General features: G+C 30.6%; 14 protein-coding genes and 1 tRNA gene. 10 read left to right on the top strand and 5 right to left on the bottom strand.

The annotated features are described in order from the left end of the window. Window positions 1-50: 50 nt before the first annotated feature. The 9 genes from rplK (at window position 51) to H0I29_RS11785 (ending at window position 15,086) form a co-directional block, all read left to right on the top strand. Window positions 51-488 (top strand): 50S ribosomal protein L11, encoded by a 438-nt coding sequence (gene rplK / locus H0I29_RS11745; protein ID WP_218732906.1) that lies wholly within the window; start codon window positions 51-53, stop codon window positions 486-488. Between the two features lie 20 nt (window positions 489-508). Continuing rightward, window positions 509-1,198, top strand: coding sequence for a 50S ribosomal protein L1 (gene rplA / locus H0I29_RS11750; protein ID WP_218752475.1), 690 nt, complete (start codon window positions 509-511; stop codon window positions 1,196-1,198). A gap of 19 nt (window positions 1,199-1,217) precedes the next feature. Next, window positions 1,218-1,736: a 50S ribosomal protein L10 gene (rplJ, locus tag H0I29_RS11755; protein WP_218732907.1), complete on the top strand. Its 519-nt coding sequence runs from the start codon at window positions 1,218-1,220 to the stop codon at window positions 1,734-1,736. Window positions 1,737-1,787: 51 nt separating this feature from the next. After that, on the top strand, window positions 1,788-2,162 hold the full coding sequence (gene rplL, locus H0I29_RS11760) for a 50S ribosomal protein L7/L12 (RefSeq protein WP_218732908.1): 375 nt from the start codon (window positions 1,788-1,790) through the stop codon (window positions 2,160-2,162). Window positions 2,163-2,357: 195 nt separating this feature from the next. Further along, window positions 2,358-6,119 carry a DNA-directed RNA polymerase subunit beta gene (gene rpoB / locus H0I29_RS11765; protein WP_254712752.1) on the top strand — a complete coding sequence of 1,254 codons (3,762 nt, stop codon included), beginning with the start codon at window positions 2,358-2,360 and terminating at the stop codon, window positions 6,117-6,119. 79 nt (window positions 6,120-6,198) lie between these two features. Then, window positions 6,199-10,473, top strand: a complete 4,275-nt coding sequence (gene rpoC, locus H0I29_RS11770) for a DNA-directed RNA polymerase subunit beta' (RefSeq protein WP_218752476.1) — start codon at window positions 6,199-6,201, stop codon at window positions 10,471-10,473. A 197-nt stretch (window positions 10,474-10,670) separates the two neighbouring features. Next, a complete protein-coding gene (locus H0I29_RS11775) occupies window positions 10,671-10,982 on the top strand; it encodes a DUF3467 domain-containing protein (RefSeq protein WP_208888713.1) in 312 nt (103 codons plus the stop codon). Window positions 10,983-11,207: 225 nt separating this feature from the next. Next, a complete protein-coding gene (locus tag H0I29_RS11780) occupies window positions 11,208-14,057 on the top strand; it encodes a TonB-dependent receptor (RefSeq protein WP_218752478.1) in 2,850 nt (949 codons plus the stop codon). A gap of 6 nt (window positions 14,058-14,063) precedes the next feature. Continuing rightward, window positions 14,064-15,086 carry a phytase gene (locus H0I29_RS11785; protein ID WP_218752480.1) on the top strand — a complete coding sequence of 341 codons (1,023 nt, stop codon included), beginning with the start codon at window positions 14,064-14,066 and terminating at the stop codon, window positions 15,084-15,086. Between the two features lie 59 nt (window positions 15,087-15,145). Here the strand turns inward: H0I29_RS11785 and H0I29_RS11790 are convergent, their stop codons facing one another. The 3 genes from H0I29_RS11790 to aroC form a co-directional block, all read right to left on the bottom strand. Beyond that, on the bottom strand, window positions 15,146-16,033 hold the full coding sequence (locus H0I29_RS11790) for a carboxylesterase family protein (protein WP_218752481.1): 888 nt from the start codon (window positions 16,031-16,033) through the stop codon (window positions 15,146-15,148). Between the two features lie 6 nt (window positions 16,034-16,039). After that, window positions 16,040-17,128, bottom strand: coding sequence for a heparan-alpha-glucosaminide N-acetyltransferase domain-containing protein (locus tag H0I29_RS11795; protein WP_218752482.1), 1,089 nt, complete (start codon window positions 17,126-17,128; stop codon window positions 16,040-16,042). Between the two features lie 75 nt (window positions 17,129-17,203). Next, window positions 17,204-18,268, bottom strand: coding sequence for a chorismate synthase (aroC, locus tag H0I29_RS11800; RefSeq protein WP_218752483.1), 1,065 nt, complete (start codon window positions 18,266-18,268; stop codon window positions 17,204-17,206). A 247-nt stretch (window positions 18,269-18,515) separates the two neighbouring features. Between aroC and H0I29_RS11805 the strand changes: the two genes are divergently transcribed. Continuing rightward, window positions 18,516-18,603, top strand: a tRNA-Ser gene (locus H0I29_RS11805). Window positions 18,604-18,791: 188 nt separating this feature from the next. Here H0I29_RS11805 and H0I29_RS11810 read toward each other — a convergent pair. Both H0I29_RS11810 and H0I29_RS11815 read right to left on the bottom strand, forming a co-directional pair. Then, a complete protein-coding gene (locus H0I29_RS11810) occupies window positions 18,792-19,412 on the bottom strand; it encodes an alpha-ketoglutarate-dependent dioxygenase AlkB (protein WP_218752484.1) in 621 nt (206 codons plus the stop codon). Next, the gene (locus H0I29_RS11815; protein ID WP_218752485.1) at window positions 19,412-23,806 is read right to left on the bottom strand and encodes an AAA domain-containing protein; all 4,395 of its coding nucleotides are present in this window, start codon (window positions 23,804-23,806) and stop codon (window positions 19,412-19,414) included. Before H0I29_RS11815 ends, H0I29_RS11810 begins: the two co-directional genes overlap by 1 nt. Window positions 23,807-23,815: the final 9 nt, after the last annotated feature.

A 23,815-nucleotide genomic window follows, 5' to 3' on the forward strand; every position in this document is an offset into this window, starting at 1 on the left:
GATTTATTTTTTGGCTTCCAACTTAAAATAAATCATTAAACATTTTTAAAATGGCAAAAGAAGTTAGTAAAGTAGTTAAGTTACAAGTAAAGGGAGGCTCAGCGAATCCATCGCCGCCGGTTGGACCTGCTTTAGGAGCTGCTGGTGTTAACATTATGGAGTTCTGTAAACAGTTTAATGCAAGAACGCAAGACAAACAAGGTAAAGTTTTACCTGTTGTTATTACTGTTTTCAAAGATAAATCATTCGATTTTCTTGTTAAAACTCCTCCTGCAGCAGTTCAGTTACTAGAAGCAGCCAAAATTAAAAAAGGTTCAGGAGAACCAAACAGAAAGAAAGTAGCATCAGTTACTTGGGATCAAATTCAAATTATTGCAGAAGACAAAATGGTAGATTTAAATGCCTTTGAAATTTCTTCAGCAATGCGAATGATTGCAGGTACGGCTCGTTCTATGGGATTAACAGTAAAAGGTAATGCACCAGCATAAACTTTATAAAAAGTAGTAAAATGGCAAAATTAACAAAAAAGCAAAAAGAAGCTCACGCAAAGTTAGATAGCTCTAAATCTTATGATTTAGCAGCGGCTTCAGCGCTAGTCAAAGACATTACTAATGTAAAGTTTGATGCATCAGTAGATTTAGCAATACGTTTAGGAGTAGATCCTCGTAAAGCTAATCAAATGGTTCGTGGTGTAGTAACATTACCTCACGGAACAGGAAAAGATGTAAAAGTTTTAGCATTAGTAACTCCAGATAAAGAAGCAGAAGCTACAGCAGCAGGTGCAGATTATGTTGGATTAGATGAATACCTTCAGAAAATTAAAGGAGGTTGGACAGATGTAGACGTAATTATTACCATGCCAAGTGTAATGGGGAAATTAGGTCCTTTAGGAAGAATTTTAGGTCCTAGAGGTTTAATGCCAAACCCAAAGACTGGTACAGTAACAATGGATGTTGCAAAAGCTGTTACAGATGTAAAAGCTGGTAAAATCGATTTTAAAGTTGATAAAACTGGTATCGTTCATGCTGCAATTGGAAAAGTATCTTTTGATGCGAAGAAAATTGAGGAAAATGCAAACGAATTAATACAAACTATTATTAAATTGAAACCAACAACTGCAAAAGGAACGTATGTAAAAAGCGTTTTTATATCTAGTACTATGAGTCCTAGTATTGCTGTTGAGGTGAAAGCTGTTTAATACGTTAAAACTTATAATTATGACTAGAGAAGAGAAATCACAAGTAATACAAGATTTAACAGCAGTATTAGCAGATACAAATACGTTATATTTAGCAGATATTTCTGGGTTAAATGCACAAACTACCTCTAACTTACGTAGAGCTTGTTTTAAAGCAGGAATTCAGTTATCAGTTGTTAAAAACACATTACTTGCAAAAGCAATGGAAGCTTCAGATAAAGAATTTGGAGACTTACCAACAGTATTAAAAGGTAATACATCAATGATGATTTCTGAAGCAGCTAATGCTCCAGCTAAATTAATCAAAGAATTCAGAAAGAAAACTAAAGATAAGCCTGTTTTAAAAGGTGCATTTGCAGAAGAATCTGTTTACATTGGTGATGATCAATTAGATGCTTTAGTAGATATTAAATCTAGAGAAGAGCTTATTGGTGAAATCATTGGATTATTACAGTCTCCAGCTAAAAATGTTATTTCAGCATTACAATCTGGTGGACAAACAATTTCAGGTATTCTTAAGACTTTATCTGAAAAATAAGTACGCGCACAAATAAACTATAAATAAACAAAATTTTTAAAAACAATTAAAATGGCAGAATTAAAAGATTTCGCAGAGCAATTAGTTAACTTAACAGTAAAAGAAGTTAATGAATTAGCTACTATTTTAAAAGATGAATATGGTATTGAGCCAGCAGCAGCAGCAGTAGCAGTAGCAGGTCCAGCAGCAGGAGGAGAAGAAGCAGCAGATGAGCAAACTGAATTTGATGTTATCTTAACAGCAGCAGGTTCTTCTAAATTAGCAGTTGTAAAATTAGTTAAAGAATTAACTGGTTTAGGATTAAAAGAAGCTAAAGGTATCGTAGATAGCGCACCAGCAGCAGTAAAAGAAGGTGTTTCTAAAGATGAGGCTGAAGGTCTTAAAAAATCTTTAGAAGAAGCTGGAGCTGAGGTAGAGCTTAAGTAAGCATTTTGTCCCGAGTTCGAGTAATCGAAACGGGAAAACAAATTTAGGTTTAGGTACTAAGAACTAACGTTTTTAGACCTAAACCATTTTGTGTATATATTCGTTTTTTATTTTTATTTCAGATTTTAATCAAAAAAATATTCTCTTTTGGCAACGAAAAACACTACTGAAAGAATCAACTTCGCTACTTCTCAAATGATAAAGGAATATCCAGACTTTTTGGATATTCAGGTAAAATCTTTTCAAGATTTTTTCCAACTTCAAACTAAGGCAGAAGAAAGAGGTGAAGAAGGTTTGTACAAAACCTTCATGGATAACTTTCCAATTACAGATACAAGAAATCAATTCGTTTTAGAATTTTTAGATTACTTCGTAGACCCACCAAGATACTCTATACAAGAGTGTATTGAAAGAGGTTTAACGCACAGTGTGCCTTTAAAAGCACGTCTAAAATTGTACTGTACAGATCCAGAACATGAAGATTTCGAAACTATTGTGCAAGATGTATATCTTGGTACAATACCTTATATGACTAACTCTGGTACCTTTGTTATTAATGGTGCAGAGCGTGTTGTCGTTTCACAATTACACAGGTCTCCTGGTGTATTCTTCGGACAATCTTTCCATGCAAATGGTACAAAATTATATTCAGCAAGGGTAATTCCTTTTAAAGGTTCTTGGATAGAATTTGCTACCGATATCAATCAAGTAATGTATGCTTACATTGATAGAAAGAAAAAATTACCAGTAACAACATTATTCAGAGCAATCGGTTTTGAAAGAGATAAAGATATTTTAGAGATATTTGACCTTGCGGAAGAGGTGAAGGTTTCTAAAGCTGGATTAAAAAAAGTATTAGGTCGCAAATTAGCTGCTAGAGTTTTAAAAACTTGGCATGAAGATTTTGTGGATGAAGATACTGGTGAAGTTGTATCTATCGAAAGAAATGAAATAATTTTTGATCGTGATACCATTTTAGATAAAGAACATATTGATGAAATAATAGACGCAGGTGCTAAAACCGTTTTACTTCATAAAGAAGATAACGATATGGCAGATTATGCTATTATTCATAATACTTTACAGAAAGATCCTACGAATTCCGAAAAAGAAGCAGTAGAGCATATCTATAGACAATTACGTAATGCAGAACCGCCAGATGAGGAGACAGCAAGAGGTATTATAGATAAGTTATTCTTTTCTGAACAAAGATATAATTTAGGTGAAGTTGGTCGTTTTAGAATGAACACTAAACTTCAGTTAAATGAACCTATTGATCAAAAAGTATTAACAAAATTAGATATTATAACGATTATTAAATATTTAATTGAGTTAATCAACTCTAAAGCAGAGGTAGATGATATTGATCACTTATCTAACAGACGTGTAAGAACTGTTGGTGAGCAATTAGCAGGTCAGTTTGGTGTTGGTTTAGCTCGTATGGCTAGAACAATTCGTGAGCGTATGAATGTGCGTGATAACGAGGTGTTTACACCTATCGATTTAATTAATGCTAAAACATTATCATCTGTAATTAACTCATTCTTTGGTACCAACCAATTGTCTCAGTTTATGGATCAAACCAATCCTTTAGCAGAGATTACTCACAAGCGTAGATTATCTGCACTAGGACCGGGTGGTTTATCTAGAGAAAGAGCTGGTTTTGAGGTACGTGATGTTCATTATACTCACTATGGTCGTTTATGTCCAATTGAAACTCCTGAGGGACCAAATATTGGTTTAATTTCTTCACTTTCTGTTTTTGCAAAAGTGAATAATTTAGGATTTATTGAGACGCCATACAGAAAAGTTGTAGAAGGTGTTGTTGGAACTGAAGAGCCAACATATTTAAGTGCTGAGGAAGAAGAGGGAATGAAATTTGCTCAATCTAACTTAGAATTAGATTCTGATGGTCGCTTTGTAGCTGAAAGAATGATTTCACGTGAAGGTGGTGATTTCCCGGTTGTTGGTCCTGAAGACATTAACTTTATGGATGTTGCTCCTAATCAGATTGCTTCAATTTCTGCATCTTTAATTCCTTTCTTGGAACATGATGATGCGAATAGAGCGTTGATGGGATCTAACATGATGCGTCAGGCAGTACCATTATTAAGACCAGAATCTCCAATTGTAGGTACAGGTTTAGAGCGTAGAGTTGCAAAAGATTCTCGTATCTTAATTAATGCTGAAGGAGCTGGAGAAGTTACTTATGTAGATGCTAATAAAATTACAATTAAGTATGATAGAACAGAAGAGGAAAAACTTGTTAGTTTTGAATCTGATGAAGTTTCTTATAACTTAATTAAATTTAGAAAAACGAATCAAGGAACAAACATCAACCTAAAACCGATTGTTGAAAAAGGAGATAGAGTTGAAGAAGGACAAGTTCTTTGTGAAGGTTATGCAACACAAAAAGGAGAATTAGCTTTAGGTAGAAACATGAAAGTAGCCTTTATGCCTTGGAAAGGGTATAACTTTGAGGATGCGATTGTAATTTCTGAAAAAGTTGTTCGTGAAGATATATTTACATCTATTCATATTGATGAGTATTCTTTAGACGTAAGAGATACAAAATTAGGAACTGAAGAGTTAACTAATGATATCCCTAACGTTTCTGAAGAAGCTACCAAAGATTTAGATGAAAATGGAATGATTAGAATAGGAGCAGAAGTGAATCCTGGTGATATCTTAATTGGTAAAATTACACCAAAAGGAGAATCTGATCCTACTCCAGAAGAAAAATTATTACGTGCTATTTTTGGTGATAAAGCAGGTGATGTAAAAGATGCATCGTTAAAAGCTTCTCCATCATTAAGAGGTGTAGTAATTGATAAAAAATTATTTAGAAGAGCTGTTAAAGATAAAAACAAGAGATTAAGAGATAAAGAAGCAGTAGCTAAGTTAGAAGCTTCTTTTGTATCTAAATTCGAAGGTTTAAAAGATGTTTTAATAGACAAGTTGTTTTTACTTATCAGTGGAAAAACTTCTCAAGGAGTTTACAATGATTTAGGTGAAGAAGTTTTACCAAAAGGTAAAAAATACACACTTAAAATGTTAAATTCTGTTGATGATTATATTCACTTAACAGGTTCTTGGACAACGGATAAAGACTTAAATAGTTTTGTAGGTGAATTAGTTCATAATTACAAAATTAAAGTAAATGATTTACAAGGTTCTTTACGTCGTCAAAAATTTACTATCTCTGTTGGAGATGAATTGCCAGCAGGAATTTTAAAGCTTGCTAAAGTTTATATCGCTAAGAAACGTAAGTTAAAAGTAGGTGATAAAATGGCGGGACGTCACGGAAATAAAGGTATTGTTGCTCGTATTGTACGTGCAGAAGATATGCCTTTCTTAGAGGACGGAACTCCCGTTGATATCGTATTAAATCCATTAGGGGTACCTTCTCGTATGAACATTGGTCAGATTTATGAAACTGTTCTTGGTTGGGCAGGTCAAAAATTAAACACTAAATATGCAACACCAATTTTTGATGGAGCATCTTTAGACCAGATTAATGAGATTACCGATACAGCAGGTGTACCAAGATTTGGACATACTTATTTATATGATGGTGGAACAGGAAAACGTTTCGATCAACCAGCAACAGTTGGTATCATTTATATGATTAAGTTAGGTCACATGATTGAAGATAAAATGCATGCGCGTTCTATTGGACCATATTCATTAATTACACAACAACCTTTAGGTGGTAAAGCACAATTTGGGGGGCAGCGTTTTGGAGAGATGGAAGTTTGGGCACTTGAGGCTTATGGTGCATCAAGTATCTTAAGAGAAATCTTAACTGTGAAATCGGATGATGTTATGGGAAGAGCTAAAACATACGAAAGTATCGTGAAAGGTGAAGCTATGCCAGAACCAGGTTTACCAGAGTCGTTTAACGTATTAATGCATGAACTTAAAGGTTTAGGTTTAGACGTTAGATTAGAAGAATAAATTTTTTCAGTAACCAATTACCAGTTACAATTTTGTAACTGGTAATTGAATACTGCCAACTGAATACTTATCAAAAGACATGGCAAGAAAACAAGAGAAATACACTGTAAAAAAGTTTAACAAAATCTCAATTGGTTTATCATCACCAGAAGCTATTTTAGAAATTTCTAAAGGTGAAGTTTTAAAACCAGAAACTATAAATTACCGTACGCACAAGCCAGAAAGAGATGGTTTATTTTGTGAGCGTATTTTTGGTCCTGTAAAGGATTATGAATGTGCTTGTGGAAAGTACAAAAGAATTCGCTACAAGGGTATCGTTTGTGATAGATGTGGTGTAGAAGTAACTGAAAAGAAAGTACGTAGAGAAAGAGTAGGGCATATCAACTTAGTTGTGCCTGTTGCTCATATTTGGTATTTTAGATCATTACCTAACAAAATGGGTTACCTTTTAGGTTTGCCATCTAAGAAGTTAGATATGATTATTTACTACGAACGTTATGTAGTAATTCAACCAGGTATTGCAAAGAATGTGGAAGGAGAGCCATTACAAAAAATGGATTTCTTAACTGAAGAAGAATATTTAGATATTGCTGATGAGTTACCACAAGACAACCAATACTTAGATGATTCTGACCCAAACAAGTTTATCGCTAAAATGGGTGCTGAATGTTTAATTGATTTATTAGCACGCATCGATTTAGATGGGTTGTCTTTTGAATTAAGACACAAAGCAAATACAGAAACGTCTAAACAACGTAAAACTGAAGCATTAAAACGTTTAAATGTTGTTGAAGCATTTAGAGATTCTCAGAAAAATAGAGAGAATCATCCAGAATGGATGATTATGAAAGCTGTACCAGTTATTCCACCAGAATTAAGACCTTTAGTTCCTTTAGATGGTGGACGTTTTGCAACTTCAGATTTAAATGATCTTTATAGAAGAGTTATTATTAGAAACAATCGTTTAAAAAGATTGGTTGAAATAAAAGCTCCAGAAGTTATTTTACGTAATGAGAAGCGTATGTTACAAGAGTCTGTAGATTCTTTATTTGACAACACACGTAAATCATCTGCAGTAAAAACTGAATCTAACAGACCTTTAAAATCTTTATCAGATTCATTAAAAGGTAAACAAGGACGTTTCCGTCAGAATTTATTAGGAAAGCGTGTTGATTATTCTGCACGTTCTGTAATTGTTGTTGGACCAGAAATGAAATTATCTGAGTGTGGATTGCCAAAAGACATGGCAGCTGAACTTTACAAACCTTTTGTAATTAGAAAACTAATTGAAAGAGGAATTGTAAAAACAGTAAAATCTGCAAAGAAAATAATAGATAGAAAAGAACCAGTTGTTTGGGATATTTTAGAAAATGTAATTAAAGGACATCCAGTTTTATTAAACAGGGCTCCTACTTTACACAGACTAGGTATACAAGCTTTTCAACCAAAATTAATTGAAGGAAAAGCAATCCAGTTACACCCATTAGCATGTTCTGCATTTAATGCGGATTTTGATGGGGATCAAATGGCGGTTCACTTACCATTAGGACCAGAAGCTATTTTAGAAGCACAATTATTAATGTTGGCTTCTCATAATATCTTAAATCCTGCAAATGGTGCACCAGTAACAGTTCCTTCTCAGGATATGGTACTTGGTTTATACTATATGACTAAAGAGAGAATCTCTACTCCAGAAGTGAAAATTAAAGGAGAAGGATTAACTTTTTATTCACCAGAAGAAGTAACGATTGCTTTTAACGAAGAAATGGTAGACTTAAATGCTGGAATTAAAGTAAGAACTTACGATGTTGATGAGAACGGAGAACAAGTTAGAAAAATAATTAAAACTACTGTTGGTAGAGTATTATTTAACGAGGTTGTTCCTGCGAAAGCTGGTTACATTAATGAGGTATTAACTAAGAAAAACTTACGTGGAATTATTGGTGGTATTTTAAAAGCTACTGATATCCCTACAACAGGAGAATTCTTAGACAATATAAAAAATATGGGATATAAATTTGCCTTCCAAGGTGGTTTATCATTCTCATTAGGGGATATTATTATTCCTAAAGAAAAACAATCTATGATTGATGAAGCCAACAAAGAGGTGGATATCATTGTAGGGAATTATAACATGGGTATGTTAACGCAAAAAGAGCGTTATAATCAGGTAATTGATATTTGGGGTAGAACCAATAACGATTTAACTGAATTATCTATGAAACGTTTACGTGAAGATCAACAAGGTTTCAACTCGGTATACATGATGCTTGATTCTGGTGCAAGGGGTTCTAAGGAGCAGATTCGCCAGTTAACAGGTATGCGTGGATTAATGGCAAAACCTAAGAAATCTACTGCAGGTGGTGGAGAAATTATTGAGAATCCGATTCTTTCTAACTTTAAGGAAGGTTTATCAATTCTAGAATACTTTATCTCTACTCACGGTGCTCGTAAGGGACTTGCGGATACGGCGTTAAAAACGGCAGATGCTGGTTACTTAACTCGTAGATTAGTAGATGTTTCTCAAGATGTTATTATTAACGAAGAAGATTGTGGTACATTAAGAGGTTTAGAAGTAGCTCCTTTAAAGAAAAATGATGAGATTGTAGAATCTTTATCAGAGAGAATTGAAGGTAGAGTTTCATTAAACGACGTATATCACCCGTTAACAGACGAAGTTCTTTTAAAAGCGAATCAACCAATTTCTTATCAATTAGCTGTTGCTGTTGAAAAGTCTGGAATTGATGCTGTAGAAGTAAGATCTGCTTTAACTTGTGAATCTACAAAAGGTATTTGTGCAAAATGTTACGGACAGAGTTTATCTACCCTTAACAAAGTACAAATTGGTGAGGCAGTTGGTGTAATTGCTGCACAATCTATTGGAGAGCCAGGTACACAGTTAACATTACGTACATTCCACGTTGGTGGGGTTGCAGGTAATATTTCTGAAGAGAATAAATTAATTGCTAAGTTTGACGGTAAAGTTGTTATCGATGATTTACGTACAGTTGTTGGTAAAGACAATGAAGGTAAAGATATTGACATCGTAATATCTAGAACCGCTGAGATTAAAATTATAGATAAGAAAACAGGAATTACTCAAAGTACAAATATCCTTCCTTATGGATCTATTATTTTTGATAAAGAAATAAAATCCATTAAAAAAGGAGATGCTATTGTACAATGGGATCCATTTAACGGGGTTATTGTTTCTGAATTTGGAGGAAAAGTTAAGTTTGATAATTTAATACAAGGTATCAATTACTCTGTAGAAGTAGATGAACAAACAGGTTTCCAAGAGATTGTAATGATCGATTCGAAAAACAAAAAAATCATTCCATCTTTAATTATTGAAGATAATGACGGTAATGCTTTACGTTCTTATAGTTTACCTTTAGGTGCACACTTAATGGTTACTGATGGAGATAAAGTAGAAAGTGGTCATACTTTAGTTAAAATACCAAGAAAATCTGGTAAAGCTGGGGATATTACAGGAGGTTTACCACGTGTAACAGAATTATTCGAAGCACGTAATCCTTCTAATCCATCTGTTGTTTCTGAGATTGATGGTGTTGTTTCTTTCGGTAAAATTAAACGTGGAAATAGAGAAATTATCGTTGAATCTAAAACTGGAGATATTAGTAAGTATTTAGTTAAACTTTCTAATCAGATCTTAGTTCAAGAAAATGACTTTATTAAAGCTGGTATGCCATTATCAGACGGAGCTACAACTCCTTCAGATATTTTAAGAATTCAAGGTCCATCTGCAGTACAAATGTACTTGGTAAACGAAATTCAAGAAGTATATCGTTTACAAGGTGTAAAAATTAATGACAAGCATTTTGAGGTTGTTGTTCGTCAAATGATGCGTAAAGTTAAAATTATAGATTCTGGTGATACTTTATTATTAGAGAATCAATTAGTTCATAAAATTGACTTTATCAAAGACAACGATGATATTTTTGGAATGAAGGTTGTTGAAGACGCTGGAGATTCAGAAAACTTAAGTGCAGGTCAAATTATTACTGCTCGTCAATTAAGAGATGAAAATTCCTTATTAAGAAGAAATGATCAGAACTTAGTAACAGCAAGAGAGGCTAAACCGGCTACGGCAGAGCAAGTTTTACAAGGTATTACAAGAGCATCACTTCAAACAAAATCGTTTATTTCTGCAGCTTCTTTCCAGGAAACTACAAAAGTATTAAACGAGGCTGCTGTTAGTGGTAAAATAGATACATTAGAAGGCTTAAAAGAAAATGTAATTGTTGGTAAGAGAATTCCAGCAGGTACAGGTATGAGAGCTTATGAAAACATTCTAGTTGGTCCTAAAGACGAAATAGAAAAAAGTTTCTAAATAAACGAAACGTGTAAACGTTTAAAAGTTTAATTATTAAAAAGTTGAATTGTTTAGGGTATCTCAGGTGCACTATTCAATTCAACTTTTTTCTTTTTATACCTTTTGATAAATATAAAGGTGAAATTTTACGGGTGTAATTCATTTTTTTTTACGATTTTACATGTACTAGAATTAACAAATACACAATTTTAATTATGGAAGAAAATCAAAACAAAGACGGACAAATAAATATTGAGTTAGATCAAGAAATTGCAGAAGGAACGTATTCTAACTTAGCAATTATTAATCATTCTATGTCAGAATTTATTGTAGATTTTATTAATATTATGCCAGGTGTACCAAAGGCAAAAGTAAAATCTAGAATTATTTTAACTCCGCAACATGCTAAGAGGTTAACACAAGCTTTAGCAGACAATGTTAGAAAATTTGAAGAACAACATGGTGAAATTAAAGATTACGAGCAACCTCCAATTCCAATGAATTTTGGTCCTACAGGACAGGCTTAATAAATAGGAAAAAGACTGCTTTTAAAGTGGTCTTTTTTTTTGCTTATATTTCTATAGTAAGTGAATTGATCTTTTTTGTTTTATTGTTTAAAATTTAGATTAATTCATTTTAAAGTTAACGTTAATTCAGGTTAAAACTAAGTATAAAATTAGCTTTTTGTTTTTAATTAGTTAATAATGTTAAGTAAATCAAAATTTACTTTTGCGTTATAAAAAAACTAAATAATGAAACAATTTTATAATTTTAATTTATTTTTATTAACGATGTTTCTGTCGTTAAGTGCGTTTAATTCATTTGCACAAACCAGTAAAATACAAGGTCTTATTACTGATAAAGATGGACTTTATGTACCTGGTGCAAATGTTTTAATAGAATCGTTAAAAAAAGGTGATATTTCTAATTTTGATGGAAAGTTCACCATAGTTGGTGTACCGGCTGGTACGCACACTATAAGAATAACTTATTTAGGATTTAAAGATATTTTAAAAGAAGTTGTTGTAAAAGAAAATGAAACTACTTCGGTAAAAATAGCACTTGTTTCAGAAAGTATTCTATTAGATGATGTTTTAATTACATCTTATAGCTTAGGTAGCCAATCTAAAGCATTAAACACTCAGAAAAATAATTTAAATATTACCAATGTAGTTGCTACAGATCAGATTGGTAAATTTCCGGATGCAAATATTGGGGATGCAGTTAAAAGAATTCCAGGTATTACGATGCAAGTAGATCAAGGAGAAGCTAGAAATATTATTATTAGAGGTCTTTCTCCACAATTAAACTCTGTAACTCTAAACGGAAGTAGAATTCCGTCTGCAGAAGGAGATAACAGAAATGTACAGATGGATTTAATTCCGTCTGACATGATACAGTCTATACAGGTTAACAAAGCGGTAACGCCAGATATGGATGCAGATGCTTTAGGTGGTTCTGTTAATTTAATTACAAGAACTTCTCCGCAAGGTTTTAGGTTATCTGCTACAGCAGGTTCTGGTGTAAATACAATTACAAACAAAAGAATTTTAAATGGTTCTTTTTTAGTAGGAGATCGTTCTAAAAACAAAAAATTTGGTTGGATGATTTCTGCAACTATTAATGATAATGATTTTGGTTCTCATGATGTGGAAGCAGAATGGACTGATGAATTTGCCTATACAAATGATGCAGGAGAAGAAGTTGAAATGGAAGTAAATCCGTATGCAAATGTTTTTGAAGAACGTACCTATTTAGTACAAAGAGTTCGTAGAAGTTTTTCTGCAAATTTTGATTATCAAATTAATGATGACAATAACATCTATTTTAAATCGATGTATAACTGGAGAGACGATAGAGAAAATCGTTTTAGATTAGAACATGGTATTTTAGACGCAGAAGATATAGAACTTGGAGATTTTACCATTACAGATAATACCCCAACAATGTTTCCTGTAGAAGTTAAAAGACAATCTAAAGGTGGTATTGATAACGATCGAAATAAAAATAGACGTTTAGAAGATCAAAAAATGCAAAATTACACACTTGGTGGTAATCATGCTGCAGGTAAATTAAAAATTGACTGGATGACTTCTTTTGCTAAAGCATCTGAAGAAAGATTAAATGAGCGATACGCGGAGTTTGAAACTGAATATAGTATTAATAATGATATTTCTGATACTAGATTCCCTTTGTTTACTGCTGTAAACTCATCAGATTTTAATGATCTTTCTAGTTTTGAGTTCGGTGAAATCACAGAAGAAAATCAATATACAGAGGAAAAAGACTTTAATACTTTTGTTAATTTCGAATTACCATCTGATTTCTTTGGTCATGGAGAAGGATTTATAAAATTTGGATTTAGAGGTCGCTTTAAAACAAAATTAAGAGATAATGATTTTTTTGAATATGATTTAGAAGATGATTATCCTACGTTATCATCTATACCAACCAAAGATTATTCGAATTCAGATTATTTGGCAGGTAGTCAATACCAAGCAGGTTTATTTGCAGATGAGGAGTGGTTAGGTAGCTTAGATTTAACCAACGGAGAAACTATAAGTGATGAGTTTTTAAGAGCAAATTATAATGTAAAGGAAAATGTATTTGCTGGTTACCTTATGACCAATCAAAGATTGTCTGACAAGCTAAGTGTATTGGTTGGTTTAAGATTAGAGTACACAAAATTAACGGCAACAGGAAATAATATTTTAGATGAAGATACTTTAGACGGTACTTTAACCGAAGAAAGTTCTTATTCTAATTTAATGCCAGGTGTACATTTTAAATATGATGTTTCTGATAAAACGGTAGTAAGGTTTGCTTGGACCAATACGTTGGCAAGACCAAATTACGTAGATATTACACCAACTTTGGATGTTGTAACCGGTGACGAAGAAGTCTTCTTAGGAAATCCAGATTTAAAGCCAACAACTTCTATGAATTTTGATGTGATGGCAGAAACTTATTTTGAGAACGTAGGTATTTTATCAGGAGGTTTATTCTACAAAAACATTAAAGACTTTACCTATACTTTTCAATCGGAAACTACTACAGATGCTTTTGGACCAGGAACTACTGGTTTTGAAGTTTATCAACCTTTAAATGGAGATAAAGCAACTATTTTTGGAGCAGAATTAGCAATTCAAAGAAAATTAGATTTCTTACCAGGCTTTCTTAAAAACTTTAGTGTGTATGCAAATTATACTTTTTTAACTTCGGATGCAAACGGAATTCGTAATGAAGACGGTGAAGAAAGAGAAGATATAGATTTACCAAATACAACACCAAATATGGTGAATGCTTCTTTAGGATATGCAGATCAAAAATTTAATGCAAGACTTTCTGGTAATTTTTCTGATGCTTATGTAGATGAAATAGGAGGGAATGCATTTGAGGATCGTTATTACGACAAACAATTTTTCTTAGATTTTAGTACAGGTTATACCATTAATAAGAATTTAAGTATTTATGCGAGTGTAAATAACCTTACCAACCAACCATTACGTTATTACCAAGGAGAAAGTGGTAGAACAATGCAAATGGAATACTATGGTAGAAGAATTACATTTGGTTTAAAATATGATTTATTTAAAAAATAGTAAATAATGAAATTATCAATAAAAAATAGCATCCTATTTTTAGGTACATTAACATTGTTATCGTGTACTACTGGTAGTAAATTACCTGCAATAGCACCAGATGTAATTACAGAAAAATCTATAAATGATACAGATGATCCTGCCATTTGGATTCATCCAACAGATGCAACAAAAAGTATTGTTTTTGGAACAGATAAAGAAACCAATGGAGCAATTTATGCGTATGATTTACAAGGTAAAATTATAGAAGATAAAACCATCAGAAATATAAAAAGACCTAACAATGTAGATTTAGAATATGGTTTTCAGGTAAATGATTCTGTAAAAGTAGATATTTTGATCTTTACAGAAAGAGAAGAACAGCAAATTAGAATGTTTTCTGTACCAGATATGAAGCCTTTAGATGAAGGAGGATTTCCAGTTTTTAAAGATGAAACTATTTCAGAAAACAAATTACCAATGGGAATTGCAATATATAAGAGTCCGATTGATGGTAGTTTTTATGCAATAGTTGGTAGAAAAACAGGACCTAAAGAAGGCTATTTATATCAATATAAATTGGTTTCAGAAAATAGTAAAGTAACCGCTACTTTGGTTAGAAAGTTCGGGGATTTTAGTGGTGAAAAAGAAATTGAAGCCATTGCTGTTGATGCAGAAATGGGTTATGTTTATTATTCTGATGAAGGACATTGTATTCGTAAATATTATGCAGAACCTTCTAAAGGAAATAAAGAAATTGCTTGTTTTGGAAGTGAACTTTTTGAAAGAGATATAGAAGGTATTGCAATTGCTAAATTTGAGAATGAGAAAGGGTATATTATTGTTTCGGATCAACAAAAGGGACAATTTAATTTGTTTGATAGGCAAACAAATGAGTTTGTAAAAGCAGTTAATCTATCAACTACTGAAACAGATGGATGTGATGTGGTTACCGTACCTTTAAACGACACTTTTAAAAGTGGACTATTTGTAGCAATGAATGACGCTAAAGATTTTTATTTTTATGATTTGGATAAATTATTAAAGTAAAAAAATAAAAATTATAAATTAAAAGCGAAACTTAATAGTTTCGCTTTTTTTATATCAAATTAAAAAGTAGTTTCAATTTGCCGGTTATTTCTTTTTAAAACATCATAATATAGAAAATCTATAATTTCTTTTGTACACTCATATATGGGCTTAGAATTCCAGTTATGGCTTCCTTCCTTTATACTATATAAGTAATATGGCTTATTAATAGCCTTTAATTTATTTGCAATTGCTCTAGAACCAAACAAGTTTAAATAACCAGGAGATGCTAACTTACAATAATGGTGAGAAGCGATATAATAAGGAACTAAATTATCTTTTACTCCATGAAATAATTGAGTAGGAATTGCATTATCTGAAGTTATATTATCAATAGAAGTTATTGCTCCAGCCATTGCAATGATACCAGCAAATTTAAAATTCTTGTTTAAAATTTTGTTATCATAAACATAGGCTAAATTTAAAATAGCTTCTGCACCAGCACTAGAACCCACCAAAATAATATTATCTATATCTATTTTAAACTTGTTTTTATGTGCTATTAAATACTTTACAGCATAACTTATATCCTTAGAGACCTCATTAAAAGCAGCTATTTTTAATGATGAGTTTGTAGCGCATCCAAAACCTTTACCTTTCATGGTTAACCTATAAGATATGGATGCTACAGAATAACCATATTGAACCATTTCTTCCGCAAAATCTCTAGACTTTTTATCATTTCTACTTCCTCCTGAAAATCCACCTCCATGAACATAAACTAATAATGGAGTTTTCCCTTTTGCTTTTTTAGGTTTATAAAAATTTAACTTTAAACTTTCCTCATCTTTTAATTGATGATAAGTGTATGTTTTCTCTTTATATTTTGAAAACTTTTCTAAATATCTTTCTTGAGAAAAACCATCGAAAAATACTAATAACAGAATTAAAGAAAGTAGCATTTTCATTTTAGGTTATTTTTTAATTTTATTAAAAACTTTTCTCAATTTTAAATATAAAAAAGTATTTGTTTTCGCGTAATAAAAAGACAATAAGCAAACTACAATTAAGAATAGTATAGCTCCAATAATTGCTTCTGTTGGATTTAGACTTTTACCGATAATTTTTTTTAATCCTAATCCCGTAAAGCTTCCATAAATAATAATGAAATGAATTACATAAATGGATAATGTTTTTTGACCTATTTTTAAAATTAGGGAAGACTTTAAATATTTCTCTAAACTAAAGAAGAAAGCAAAAATTAATAATACATTTCCAAATCTAGTAAACAGATAATTATAACTAGCAGCATCCATTAATAGTTGAGAGTCTGTTAACTTTGAAAAATATACAAGTATTTTTGAAGAACAAAATATTAGAATAAAACCAAAACATATAAAAAAAGTAATGATTATTTTTTTAAAACTTTTTTTGAATACATTTTTATGAAAAATTGTTGCTAAAAATGCACCAAAACAGACAAAACCAGACCAGGGAATAATTGTAAATATAGATCCATTACTTTTAGAAATATAATTATTTATAAAAAGTGGAATAGCCGTTATGTTTAAACTTCTATACAGAGGTTCTGTTATAAATATAGTAATACCAAAGATGAATGTAATTATAGAAAAAAGTATTGTTTTTTTGTTACTGATAAAATAAAAACTAATAATTAATATTAAGCTTAGGCCTATTATTTGTAGCACATCAATAGCTAAAAAAGAAGTATTAAATGTACCTGTTAACCAACTAAAAAGCGGAACTCTTAGTAAGTAACCAATAGCTATTAAAAAGCCCCCTCTGGTAATTCCTTTTATCATTCTTTCTTTTTCTAATCCTTTTTCTTTTGAATTTAACAAAAGATAGGTGAAAATTAATCCCGAAATAGTAAAAAAAGTTGGGGCAGTAATGCCTCTAAAATAAGACCATAGCCTAAAAGTAGGATCATTTAAATCTCTATACGAGTTAGCTAGTAACGTATCTATAAAGTGCCCTTGTAGCATCATTAAGATAGCAAAAGCCCTAATAATATCAATAAAATATAATCGTTTAATATCCACAGAAAAAAAAGTTTTTCCGTTAAAGGTAAATAAATTTACAAGTATTCTATTTCAATCCTTTAAATAGTACGTAAATTATATCTGTCTCGTTTTATTTAACAACCAAAAATCAGCTAATACTAAAGCAGTCATTGCTTCTACAATTGGTACAGCTCTAGGTACAACACAAGGATCATGACGTCCTTTACCTGTAATCTCTGTAACTTCATATTCTGAGTTAATAGTTTGTTGAGAGCTCATAATAGTTGCAACAGGTTTAAAAGCAACTCTAAAATAGATATCCATACCATTGCTTATTCCACCTTGTATACCACCAGATAAATTAGATTGTGTAGAACCGTCTGCATTAAAAACATCGTTATGATCTGAACCTTTCATTTTTGCGCCACAAAATCCACTACCAAATTCAAAACCTTTTACGGCATTTATAGATAACATTGCGCTACCTAATTGTGCGTGTAATTTCTGAAATATTGGTTCACCTAAACCTACAGGTACATTTTGAGCAACACAAGTTACGGTACCACCAATTGTATCACCAGCTTTTCTAATTTCTTGTATTCTGTTGATCATTTTCTCAGCAGAAACTTCATCCGGACAACGAACAATATTACTTTCTGTTTTAGAAAAATCTAAATCTTGATACGGTTTGTCTATAAAAATATCGCCAACAGAAGATGTAAAGGCATTTATATTCATGCTAGCAATTAACTGTTTTGCTAAAGCACCAGCAACTACCCAATTTGCAGTTTCGCGGGCAGAACTTCTTCCGCCACCTCTATAATCTCTGTTTCCAAATTTCTTATCATACGTAAAATCTGCATGAGAAGGTCTATATATATTGGTATTGTGGTTGTAATCTTTAGATTTTTGATTGGTGTTTCTAATAATAAAACCAATAGAAGTACCTGTAGTTTTACCTTCAAAAATACCTGAATGAAATTCCACAGTATCTGGTTCTTTACGCTGGGTAACAATTTTAGATTGCCCAGGTTTACGTCTATCTAACTCATTTTGAATAGCTTCAAAATCTACCTCTAATCCTGCAGGGAATCCATCTATGACGCCACCAATAGCAGTTCCGTGAGATTCTCCATACGTTGTTACTTTTAATAAATTTCCAAAGGAATTAAATGACATAATTATATAATTAGAATAATAAGGGCAAATATAATGAACTACTATACAAGAATTCTTTATTTAGACTTTTTTGTGACGATTTCTAAAAAAAAAATAATAATTTAAAAGACTTGATTTATAGGATGATATGATGTTTTATGTATGATATTCAAAAAAAAAATAAAAATAAATCGTTTTTTGTTTTTGTAAACTAAAAAACCTTTCTATATTTGCAGCCGCAATCAGGTAATACTTGATGAGACGCACTGGAGAAATGGCAGAGCGGTCGAATGCGGCAGTCTTGAAAACTGTTGACTGTAACAGGTCCGGGGGTTCGAATCCCTCTTTCTCCGCCAAAAGCCCCGTAAACGTAATGTTTACGGGGCTTTGTTTTTTTAGGTGTTGTATTGGGTGTTGTTTGTGTGGTTTTTAAGGGGGCAAATCAAAAAGTTGTGGGATTTAGGAATTATGCATAAATATTTGTTATTTAGGCTTCCTGCTTTCTATATTTTGAAATACTTTGCAATTTAAATTATTAAGTATCTTATTTAACAACCTTTCTGAAAGTAATAGACACTCTACGACCTCTTTTAATTACATGATCATTATACTTATCTGATTTTCTCGAAGGAATGCCGTGAAACCAATCATATCTACTCTCCTTTGTCATTATTGTCAATACACGAGGCTCCAATAAAACAGATACCTTGTCTTTACTCTTTATATTTTGTGAAAAGTTCATCACACAACTAGAACCTAGTGACAATGATACAATTGTATCTCCGAAACAAGGTTCACAATCAATATGAGGGGAAATTCCTTGACCAGGTTCATATTCATTTATTATTGCTTGGTCTGGTATAAAATTAATTGCCTTTTTATTATATAATTCTAATGCCAAAAGATTTAACCAAGCAGGTAGTTCTCCTAAATAAGTTGATTCATCAATTTTTCTTGCTCTATAGTCATATTTATAACCATAATGCTGCACTCTTCTTGATAAATCATTTAGCCACAAATTATCATCAATATTTTTCAATAATAACTTCTCTTCTTCTTTTGAAATAATATCAAAATATAATTTCAACCCATTAATCGAAGATGCAGCTTCAAGTGATACCTCTTTATTGTTTTTTTTGTTATTATTAAATAAATCTATTTGCATTAGTTTGTGATTATTTCATAAGTAAATGTTTCGGATGTGTCGTACCAACTATTTTCAGTATTTCTATAACTGACTGTTTCTGATTTTCTAACTATGACGTTATTTAAATTAGTTATAATATTTTTAAATTTTGAAAAATTATGAAACTTATTTACAGGGTTTTGGTATATTAATATGTATTTATTAAGCGGGTGTTTTTCAATCAACTCACTAATGTCATTTGCTAAAGTTATTGTTTGTTCTAAATTAAGGTTTGCAAATAAATATGAAAAGTTTAAGACGACAACATTTGACAATTCAAATAACTCATCAAAAACACCTTGTTCTATTTCTTTAATATTGTGATAAAAATTAAAAGTTGAGTTAGAATTGAAAATTAAAGATTGACTAAACTCAGTTGCCATATCTATCATACCATTAGAAATGTCAATGCCAACATAGTTCATTTTGAAATTTTTATCAATTTTTTTAGCAAATTGATTAAATGCTATTCCAGCTGTTAACGGACCACATCCAAAATCTAAAAAAGTAATTCTGTTTGATACTTGTTTTAATTCTATCTTAAAGAAATCATTAAATGTTTCAAATACTGCTTTATTAGAAAAATAATGTTTTCTCATATTATAATAACAATATAACATCACTTTATCTTTTACACTAAACTCTTGAGTAAACAAATTGGTTTGGTAGGCAAAAACAATATCAAAATCTGCTCTACCATATTCAATGATATTATTTCTAATAAAATTATTAGTTTGCCCTAAAATTAAGTTGGGATATTCAATTGTTCTTTCGTCTGTTTTTAAAGGATTTATTATTAAATCATCAAAAGTATTTTTAAATTCATCGTCTGGCTGATACGTCCTACCTTCAACTGTATTAATTTTATTGAAATAATTAAAATGTAAATTTCCCAAAATTACATCTTCGATCTTATCCCAAACATAACCTCCCTGAGATTTTACAAATTCGATAAGTTTATAGTAAATTAAACTAGATGATAAGATGTCGTCATTCCCAATAATTATTAGTTGCTCCTTAGCCCTGGTTAAAGCAACGTTAAGTTTTCTATCGACAGTACCTTCATCGTTTAGATTTACTAATCCGTTTAATTGATAATGATTATTTATTGCAAATGAAACAATAATGATATCTCTTTGACTTCCTTGAAACCTTTCAACAGTGTCTACAGTAATATCCTCATAGTCCGGAATATTTGCTTCTTCAAGTTTTTGTTTTATAATTGCAATTTGATTTCGATAAGTTGCTATTACACCGATAGATTTCTTATTTGAAAATACTTTATTATTGTAATTATAAATTTTAATAACTTCTTCGATAATTTTTGTTACTAGGTTAGCTTCATGTTCATTAGATTTAGAAAAATGATTTTTTTCATCTGTTTTGCTAGGAAAGAACAATATTCTTTTTTTTGTTAAAAGATCTTCTAATGTATTTTTTGTAGTAGACTTTAATTTCAATTTAGCAACCTGTCTTTCTAGTGTTTTTTTGATATCCTCATCTAAGTTAGGAATGTTATAAGCTTCTTTTAAAATAGAATTATAAAAACTATGGTTAGGAAATAACGCAATTTCTTTATGCATTCTTCCTTGATAAGTTAATGTGTCAAAAGCATGTTTAATATTATTTTTTTCGCAATACTTAAATAAGCGCTCAAATAAAGAGTTTTTACGATTAACTAAACCAATTTGCTCTAATTGTTTTTCATTGGTTAAAGTACTCACTGAGTCTTGTAGTACAATTGCGGGTAGCTGTTTATGGTCGCCTATCATAATAAAGCTTTTTCCCTTAGGAAGAATGCCTATAATTTGAGGTTCTAAAATTTGAGAAGCCTCATCAATTATTATTTTGTCAAAGTTTACTAATTTAAATAAATGAGTTTTACTTGAGATAGAAGCAACTGTTGAAATGTATATTCGTTTACTTGACAGGAATTGTTTTAAATCAGAACGATTACCAATATTTTTACAAGCAACAGATAATAGGTTGTTTTTGTATTTATCATTACACGATAATTCACTACCTATTCTAATGAAATTATAATAACCTTTGTTTTCATTTGTAATATCAGAATTATTAATGATTTCATTTACAGCATCAGTAACGGCTTCACACAACTCATCTACAGCTCTATTTGTATAAGCTAATAATAAAATTTTAGAATCGGAGTTTAATAAAATTTCCTTTACTAATTCTTTTATTATAATTGATGTTTTTCCTGTTCCTGGTGGACCATTTAGTAAGAAATAATCGTTGGCAGATAAAGCTTTACTAATTATTCTATTTTGTTCTACAGAGAGGTGTTTTTTATTAAAACTATATTCTTCAAGGATTTTAGGGAAATCAATAGCCAATAATAATTTTCTTTTTACTTTGTTCGCAGTAATAAAACTATATAGATTTTTATACATGGAATTAAATGAAGCATCCATAAAATCTCTCTCTATAGCCCAATGATGATATCTTTCAAAAAATATAAGATTATTTTGTTTGTATCTAAAGCCAACAACTACTTTGTTGGTGGTAATACTTTTAATATTACATTTAAAAATTTGATTGTCTGTTGCTATGTTATTGGTGTTATTTCTAGGGTACAACACACAAATGTCACCTTTCCTAAAATTCACAAACTTATTATCTGAATTGGTTCTGCTGAAAATAATCTCTAAATCTTTTGTATCAGCTTTGTTTTCTTCGATGACTAAGTCGTAGATTATTTCAAATTTTTCAATTTTTTCATTAAATTGATTTAACCACAAATTAGCTAATCCATTACTTGTTTCATATTGACCATTTCCTAATTTTGATAAATATTGCTCCCTTGATATAAAGCTTATGAATGAATAAAAATATTTTTGCTCTAATTCACTAGAAGCGATAATTTTTTCATTTAATTGAAGTATTTGAGGTTCTAATAATTTTCTAAAATTTGGGTTTATACTATTTTTAATTATGTTGTCTGGAACAATACTGTTTATTAATTCTTTTATTATAACTAAATTATCAGATCCTAAACGAAATTCATTAATAACAATTGCATTTCTTAAGTTCAATATTTCTTGAACCTTTTTTAAATAAATTTCATCATTTCTAAGGTTGTTAGTGTTTACCTTAGAATACAAAATAAATCCTTTTGTTTTTTTAGATATTTCGCTAAAATTTAAATTATTTATTGAACCAACTAGTTGGTAATATAAAAATAACTGAGCTTGATGATTTGGTTTTATACTAGTACCATTATCGGGAAAAGGAGTTCCTCCAGATTTTAATTCGATAATTTTAGACACACCTTTTTCTTTCGGAATACTTTGAAAAATATCTAAACGTCCTTGAATACCATATCTTTTATTTAAAAAAGTTGGTTCTAAAGTTGCTGTTTTAACATTAATATTAACCGCCTCAGAAACAAAATTATTTTCTACAACATTTTTAATATTATTAAATTGAACTCTAGCATTATCAATATATTGTTGAAAATTATCAGTAGAATTTAAATCATTACATGCTGCGTATTCTATTGGATATTGCTTAAAATCTTCTTTTAAAACATTTATAAATTCTATTATTTCATTATTTTCTCTTGAAAATAATTTATCCATTACTAAATTTGCAAAATTTCCTAAACGAATGTATTTTGAATTAGGAATTTCTTCAAATTTTGATTTAATATAATTAAGTTCAGAAGAACCAAAATCTTGAAAGCATTCTGCTATAGCTGAAACATCTACTAAGTAATCTGGCTCGAGTATTATAAAAGTAGGATAAAATATTCCCTTTTCATCAACTTCTATATTAACTAAGTTTATTTGAGCATTTTTCCAAAAAGAGTCTACGTTGTTAAATTCGTTGTTAAATTTTTCGTTATTAATACTAACTTTTATAAAGTCTTCGTCTTTGTTTTCTTCATAATCACAGATTAAAAAATTATTTTGTATTTCAACAATTTCTACTCTTAGCTCCGTAATATTTTTATCTGTTCTTTTTTTATATGAGTTAATGAACTCTTCTTTAGGAAACCCTTGAAGTATTTTTTTTGGAATATTACAATTAAATATATTTTCTATAAAAAGTACAAAATACATGATGTGTGTTTTGTATTCATTGTCTATCACCTCCTTTTTATTGAAAATTACTTCATTTGAAGCAATTCTAAATCGATGAATTTTCCGGCTTGTTTGGTATTTGTCTATAATGAATGTTACTCTTGAAAATAAATTAGAGAAGTTAACTAATTCGTTTTTAGATAGTTCTTTACATATTTTATCTAATAGATTTCTTAATCGACTATATTTTGAAATAATAGATAATGTGTCATCGAAATATATTTCAGATAATTCATCCAAATAATATATTCCTAGATTGTTATGTTCCATTCTAATTTT

Source organism: Polaribacter sp. R2A056_3_33, assembly GCF_019278485.1.
Lineage (GTDB): Bacteria > Bacteroidota > Bacteroidia > Flavobacteriales > Flavobacteriaceae > Polaribacter.

Coding starts and splice junctions, on each gene's coding strand:
- rplK (WP_218732906.1), top strand. CDS start 51: ATGGCAAAAGAAGTTAGTAAAGTAGTTAAGTTACAAGTAAAGGGAGGC.
- rplA (WP_218752475.1), top strand. CDS start 509: ATGGCAAAATTAACAAAAAAGCAAAAAGAAGCTCACGCAAAGTTAGAT.
- rplJ (WP_218732907.1), top strand. CDS start 1,218: ATGACTAGAGAAGAGAAATCACAAGTAATACAAGATTTAACAGCAGTA.
- rplL (WP_218732908.1), top strand. CDS start 1,788: ATGGCAGAATTAAAAGATTTCGCAGAGCAATTAGTTAACTTAACAGTA.
- rpoB (WP_254712752.1), top strand. CDS start 2,358: ATGATAAAGGAATATCCAGACTTTTTGGATATTCAGGTAAAATCTTTT.
- rpoC (WP_218752476.1), top strand. CDS start 6,199: ATGGCAAGAAAACAAGAGAAATACACTGTAAAAAAGTTTAACAAAATC.
- H0I29_RS11775 (WP_208888713.1), top strand. CDS start 10,671: ATGGAAGAAAATCAAAACAAAGACGGACAAATAAATATTGAGTTAGAT.
- H0I29_RS11780 (WP_218752478.1), top strand. CDS start 11,208: ATGAAACAATTTTATAATTTTAATTTATTTTTATTAACGATGTTTCTG.
- H0I29_RS11785 (WP_218752480.1), top strand. CDS start 14,064: ATGAAATTATCAATAAAAAATAGCATCCTATTTTTAGGTACATTAACA.
- H0I29_RS11790 (WP_218752481.1), bottom strand. CDS start 16,033: ATGAAAATGCTACTTTCTTTAATTCTGTTATTAGTATTTTTCGATGGT.
- aroC (WP_218752483.1), bottom strand. CDS start 18,268: ATGTCATTTAATTCCTTTGGAAATTTATTAAAAGTAACAACGTATGGA.
- H0I29_RS11810 (WP_218752484.1), bottom strand. CDS start 19,412: ATGCAAATAGATTTATTTAATAATAACAAAAAAAACAATAAAGAGGTA.
- H0I29_RS11815 (WP_218752485.1), bottom strand. CDS start 23,806: ATGGAACATAACAATCTAGGAATATATTATTTGGATGAATTATCTGAA.